Annotated in this window: 2 protein-coding genes and 2 tRNA genes; 3 read left to right on the top strand and 1 reads right to left on the bottom strand. The window is 67.2% G+C overall.

Annotated features, from left to right (window positions below; all coding sequences use genetic code 11):
• The 3 genes from AC07YS_RS03775 (at nt 1) to AC07YS_RS03765 (ending at nt 1,040) form a co-directional block, all read left to right on the top strand.
• Nucleotides 1–76 (top strand) — tRNA-Asn (locus AC07YS_RS03775).
• A 189-nt stretch (nt 77–265) separates the two neighbouring features.
• Nucleotides 266–341, top strand: a tRNA-Asn gene (locus tag AC07YS_RS03770).
• Nucleotides 342–599: 258 nt separating this feature from the next.
• Nucleotides 600–1,040, top strand: a complete 441-nt coding sequence (locus AC07YS_RS03765; protein ID WP_062472450.1) for a YXWGXW repeat-containing protein — start codon at nt 600–602, stop codon at nt 1,038–1,040.
• 36 nt (nt 1,041–1,076) lie between these two features.
• On the opposite strand, the gene AC07YS_RS03760 is transcribed toward AC07YS_RS03765, so the two are convergent.
• Nucleotides 1,077–4,934, bottom strand: a complete 3,858-nt coding sequence (locus tag AC07YS_RS03760; RefSeq protein ID WP_495267514.1) for a prealbumin-like fold domain-containing protein — start codon at nt 4,932–4,934, stop codon at nt 1,077–1,079.
• Nucleotides 4,935–6,000: the final 1,066 nt, after the last annotated feature.

The raw sequence follows: 6,000 nt of genomic DNA, 5'->3' as shown, positions 1-6,000 counted from the left end.
TCCTCGATAGCTCAGTTGGTAGAGCGCCGGACTGTTAATCCGTAGGTCCCTGGTTCGAGCCCAGGTCGAGGAGCCACAATAAAGCCGCAAGGCCTCTGGAAGGCCCGCTACTCACAAGGTAGCGGGCCTTTTCATTTGTGAGACGACCGTCGAACGAAGACGCGCACCAAGCGATGGAAAGAAATCGCCCCGCACACTTCGATTGGCAAAAATTGAGGGTCGCCGTTCAGAACGGCGATTCCATTGAATATAATTGAAGGCTTGTTCCTCGATAGCTCAGTTGGTAGAGCGCCGGACTGTTAATCCGTAGGTCCCTGGTTCGAGCCCAGGTCGAGGAGCCACCATTTGCTGAAGGCCCGTTACTCACAAGGTAACGGGCCTTTTCGCTTTGCGGCCCCTTTTGCTTTGGCGCCACACATCGGCCGCCACCTGCCCGCTCGCGGGCCTGTCCGACACGCAGGCCCCGCCGTGCGTGCAAAACTCCCTCTTTGTTAACGGCTTGTGCTGCCCTGCCCCGGGCAAACCCGTGCACGCGGCGCGCCGCTCAGGCGTTGTTTGGGCTCAGGCATTCACAAATAACAACCATCAAGGGCATCACGATGAAACTCACAAGAATTCTTCTGGCCGCCGCCGTGGCCGCCGCCACCTTGCCCGCCGTGGCGCAGGTGTCCGTCAACATCAACGTGCCCGGCCTGATCCAGGTCGCGCCGCCCGCACCGCGCTACGAGCCCGCGCCACGGCCGCGCAGCGGCCAGGTCTGGGTGCCCGGCCATTGGCAGTGGAACGACCGCGCCTACGCATGGCGCCCCGGCTACTACGTGGCGGCCCGCCCCGACTACGCCTACGCCCCGGGGGGCTGGGTGCGCGCCGACGGCGGCTGGCGCTGGCGCGAAGGCGACTGGCGCCGCGCCGAGCGCCGTGAGGAACGCCGCGAGGACCGCCACCACCGTCGCCATGACCACGACCGCTATGACCATGACGACGACCACCGCGGCGGCGGCCACTGCCCGCCCGGCCAGGCGAAAAAGGGACGCTGCTGATAGCAGCAGCTTGCGCGCCTGCTGGCGCGCAAGCCCTCAGTTCACCGTCACCCTGAATCGCACGCTGCCCGTGCCGCCGGGCGCGAGTTGCCCGGTGAACTTCCAGTCCAGCGACCCCATTCCGCCCGGCGCTTGTGCGGCCGCGCACGCCACGACCGGCGCAGGCAAGGCATTGGCCGGCGTGCGCTTCGTGCAAGCGGTCAGCGTCGCCGGGGTCGCGCCTTCCTGCGAGGCGACGAAGCTGGTGTAGACCGGCGTGACGTCGCTCACCGTCAGGCCGCTGATCGGCGTCGCGCCGTTGTTGGTGTAGGTGATGCGGTACTCGAGCGTCTCACCCGACTTGGCTTCGTTGTTGAGTCCGAAGTCGCCGTTCTTCGTCAGGTTGCGCACTTCCTTCTTGAGCTCCAGCGCCGTGCTCGACACGGTCGTGGTGTCGAGCGCGAGGTAGCTCGCGCTCAACGCGGGCGATGCGTTCGTGAACACGAAGCTCGCCTGCACCGAGCGCTTGTCGTTGTAGCCGGCGAGCGCGCTGGCCGGAATGAACTCCTGCACCACCACGCACAGGTTCTGCCCTGTCGTCACAGGCCTGGGCACCGCCGGCGGATAGAGCACCGTAGCGCCGGCCTGCAAGGCACCGGTGCAGCCTGGGTCTTCGTAGATTTTTGCGCTCCAGCCGTCGATCGGCGGCGTGGCCTCCGCACCGGCCACGCCGAAGCTCACCGTCCCGCCGGTCTGCGCCACGAAGGTGTGCGCGTGGCTCACGCTGCTGCCGGGCGAGCCGGTGCGGGCGCTGTCGGCGCCGAAGCGGTTGAGGGCCACGTCGCCGAAGTTCAGCTCGCCGGCCCGGGCCTCGTTCCATGCAAAGGCGATGTGGTCCGGCGCCCCCGCAGCGGTGCGCGTGTAGGTGTAGGTGCGCCCACCCACAGCCACGCCCGTGCCGGAAGGCAGCGGCGTGGCGCCGACCGACGCCCCGGTGGACAGATGGCCCGCCGGCGTGCTCTCTTCGACGCACAGCGGATCGCCGTTGGACGGCGACGAAGGCTGCGACGGCACCTCCAGGCGGTAGTGGCCCGAGCCGTCGGTCACCGCCGTGGACCACACGCCCGCCGCACAGTTGGTGAGCCGCATCTGCACGCCCACGAGCCCCGCTTCGCCGCCGTTGGCCACGCCGTCGTTCGGCACGCCCGCGCCGCTGCCGTTGTCGCTGAAGACGCGGCCGGTGATGGCATGCGCATCGCTGTTGACGAAGATGCATTCAAGGTCCGCACCGGCCACCATCCACTCGGCAGGAATCTTCAGCACATTGCCGGCCAGCACCACCGGCGGCGCCGACGCGGCCGCTGCGGCCGGGCTCGAACCCGACACCCCGCGAATGGGCGACGGCGCGATGACGTCCTTCAGGTCGCGGCAGCTGGCGCTCACCGGGTTCACGGGCCAGCCGGCAGGCGACGTTTCGGTGATGGTGACCGGCACGCCCACCTTGCCGGTGATCGTCTGCGCACCGATACCCCGGCCCGGCGCGCTGACCGTGATGGTGTCGCGGGCCACGCTCAGGCCCGACAGCGCAAATTCGAAGCGATGGGAGCCGGAACCGCTGATCACTTCCTTGGCGATGCGAAGTTTCGGAGGCAGGAGGACCGCGACCGGCCCCGTCGAGTCATCGCAGAGCGCTTCGTTCGGCAAGGTGGTGCAAAGCGGATCCCCACCACCGCTCAGGTTGATGGAGTTCGTACCACCCAGCGGCCCGACGGCCGTGGCGTCGACGTGCACAGGAATCTCGACAGAGAAGCTACCGGGCATGACACCCGCAGCCACGCTGCAGCGGACGACCATGGAGCCGGCGGGGGAACAACCGCTCAGGACACCCGTGGTAGTGATCGCAACCAGCACGGGCGGCCCAGCCAGTGTGATGCCCTTGGGCAAGACGTCTTCGAGCACGAGCGGCGCTGTGGTCGCTGCAAAATCCACAACGACGTCGACCACGTAGAGCTGCCCCGGCGCCCCGACAATCAATGGGTGGGGCCTCGAATACTTGAATCCCCGGATGCGCGGCCCAGCAACCGATGCGATTGTCGTGCTCGCGCATGGACCGACACCGTTGCACGCGGGGTCCCCGCCCCCCACGGCCGTTGCCGCGTTGATCACGCGCGGCCTCGCAGCCGGCAGAGGCGTCACCGGGATGACGAACGACGCGGACGTTGCCATGCCCGCAGGCACCGTGCACGTCACGACCTGCCCGGCCCTGCTGCACCCCGAAGGCAGCGTGCCGATCGTCAAGGAGACCGGGAAGGTGTCGGTGATGACAGTGTTCGCCGTCGTCATCCCGGCATTGGTGCTGCTCAGTTTCAGCGTGTAGCTGGCCGGCTCGGCAATGATGAACTGCGCCACATCAGCGATCTTTTCGAGTTTCAACGTCGCTTGAGACACCACGCGCGTGGCCGGCGTGCTCGCATCGCACGCCTCTGCTGGCGCCGTCGTACATGCGACATCCCCACCGCCGCTGAGATTCACCGTGTTCGTGCCGCCCGTTGCGCCCACGGCCGATGCGGCGACGTTCACAGGAATCCGTATTTCGAAGGTGCCGGGCGCGATGCCCGCCGCCACGCTGCAGTTGGTCGTGTTCGATCCCGAGGTCGGGCAACCACTCAGCACGCCGGTGGTCGTTCCCGCCACCAATGTCGGGGCCCCGCGCAGGGTGACGCCCGGCGGCAAGGTGTCCATCACCGAGATCGGCGCCGTGGTCGTGCCGCTGGCCACGGTAACGAGCACAGCGTAGAACTGGTTGGGCGCCCCCACCACCAGCGGACTGGCGCTGACCGTCTTGGTCGAGGTGATGACGGGCGGAGGCGTAAGGGCCACCGGCGTGGTCACCGTGCTCGTGCACGCCCCCATGTCGTTGCACATGGCGTCTCCCCCCCTCGATACCGTGGCCATGTTGGTCACGCTGGGCACGGCAGAAGGCAGGGGCGTCACCGGAATGACGAAGGACACGGACGATGTGAGCCCTGCGGGCACCAGGCAACTGACGGCCTGGGCCGCTCGGCTGCACCACGGGGGAAGGTCGCCGATGGTCAGCGAAGACGGCACGTTGTCGGTCACCACCATTTCGGAAGTGGTCGCGGTGCCACTCGAGTTCGTCAGCGTGAGTGTGTAGCTGGCGGGCTGGCCGACGACCCATGGGGCCGCGCTGGCTTCCTTCTTGAGCGCCAATGGGGGAACTGGGAGGTTTTCCACGAAGAAGCACACCAGGTTGTCCGACCCATTCGGCTGACCGTAGAGTGGCTCGTGCGAGAGCGTGACGGAAGACACGGATGTTCTCGAAATAAGGGCCCATGCAGAGGCCCCATGACCGAACGAAGTGGCGAGTTCCGCCCCCTCAAGATTGCCGTCTGCGTCGATTTTTACCGGCGCAAGGGCCCTAAACTCTGTGGCCGATAGATCGGAGATAGGCGTCGTGACCTCCGCCGCAGTGAACGGATAGTGGTTTCCGTTGACGGACACCGCCATCTTCTCGCACCCAAAATCGCCGCAGTTGAGCACGTAAGTTCGAATGCTCAGGTTCTTCACCGGTACAGAAAAATTGAACGTGCATGCCTCCCACGCGTTGAAATCTCCCAGCCAGAGATAAGTACCCCATGCGCGCTTGTCCTCCACCCTGCATGCACCCTCCGTGGTGACAGCGACTTCCCCGTAGTTCCCGCTCTTCCATATACATAGCTCCGCAGCCGTGGCCTGCGTGCCGATCAGGAGCGAGGTCAGTGCCAGAAAGGCGACGCCGCGCAAGGCATGAAAGAAGTGCGCCACGCCTCTCGCAAGCGCCATCGCACGCGTCCGCACGGGTAGGCAGCGAAGCGCCGTCGCGCAGCGCATCGAATCAGTTTTTTGCATTTTCATTGGCCATTCCTCCGCGACTTCATCGATCGGTCCGCTCGTCTTTCACGGGGGCTGCCGCGCCCGCCGACGCGGCACCCAGCGCCGTCTCGTCGAACTTGAAACGCAGCCGGATGTACGCGCCCTTGCTCGTGTAGTCGTTGGCCGCCAGGTCGCGGTCCTTCAGGCCCACGAAGTTGTAGCCCGCCGACACCCACAGGTCCTTCATGACCTGGTAGCCGACTTCGATGCCCAAGGTCTTCTGCAGGCCGCCGCCCTTGCCGCGCAGCAGGCCGGCCTGCACGCCGAGGTCCCAGCTGTCGTTGAGGTCTTGCGTGTAGCGCGCCTGCAGCAGATGCGCCCAGTAGGTGCTGCGCAGCACGCCGTCGTCGGCGCGCGACCACTTGGCGGCGTAGCGCCCGTTGATGACGGTGCCGGGGCGCGGGTTGTAGTTGAGGTGGGCCGAGACGATGTCGGCGCTGGTGCGCCCGGGCAGCGCTGCGCTGCCGTTGCCCGCACCGAAGACGCTGGCGCCGTCGAGTGCGCCGGTCGAACTGCCGGTGCCGGTGACGCGCTCGGAACGGCGCTCGTAGCGCATGAGCGCGTTCCAGCTGTCGGTGTCGACCGGGCGGTAGGCCAGGCCGATCTGGTGGCGCGCCAGATGGTGCGCGTTGCCGGCGTTGGCGCCCTGCCCTTCGCTGGCGCTCATCACGCTGCGCGCCAGCAGGCTCCATGACGGATCGATCTTGAAGCCGAAGCCCGCGCTGAACAGGCGCGTGTCCGCGTCGTCGCCGTGGCGGCCTTCGAGGATGCCGCTGGCCTTGATGCGCGCGTCGGTGTATTCCACGCCGCCGGTGATGGCGGTGGAGTCGCCCGCCAGGCCGCTGGCGTGGCCGGTGCCGTTGTTGCCGCTGTTGCGCAGCCCGCCGATCTGGCGCGTGTGCTCGACGCCGCCGGTCAGGCGCCAGTGGTCGTCGACCCTGAAGGTGTTGCGCACGCCCGTGGCGGCCTGCGCGGCGCGCCCATCGAGGCTGTCGGCCAGGCGGTACTCGCTGTACACGCGCCCGCCCTCCATGTAGGCGCTCTCGAT

Source organism: Variovorax sp. GW458-11-26-14-LB1, from assembly GCF_059423965.1.
This window is presented reverse-complemented; position numbering and strand designations above follow the sequence as displayed.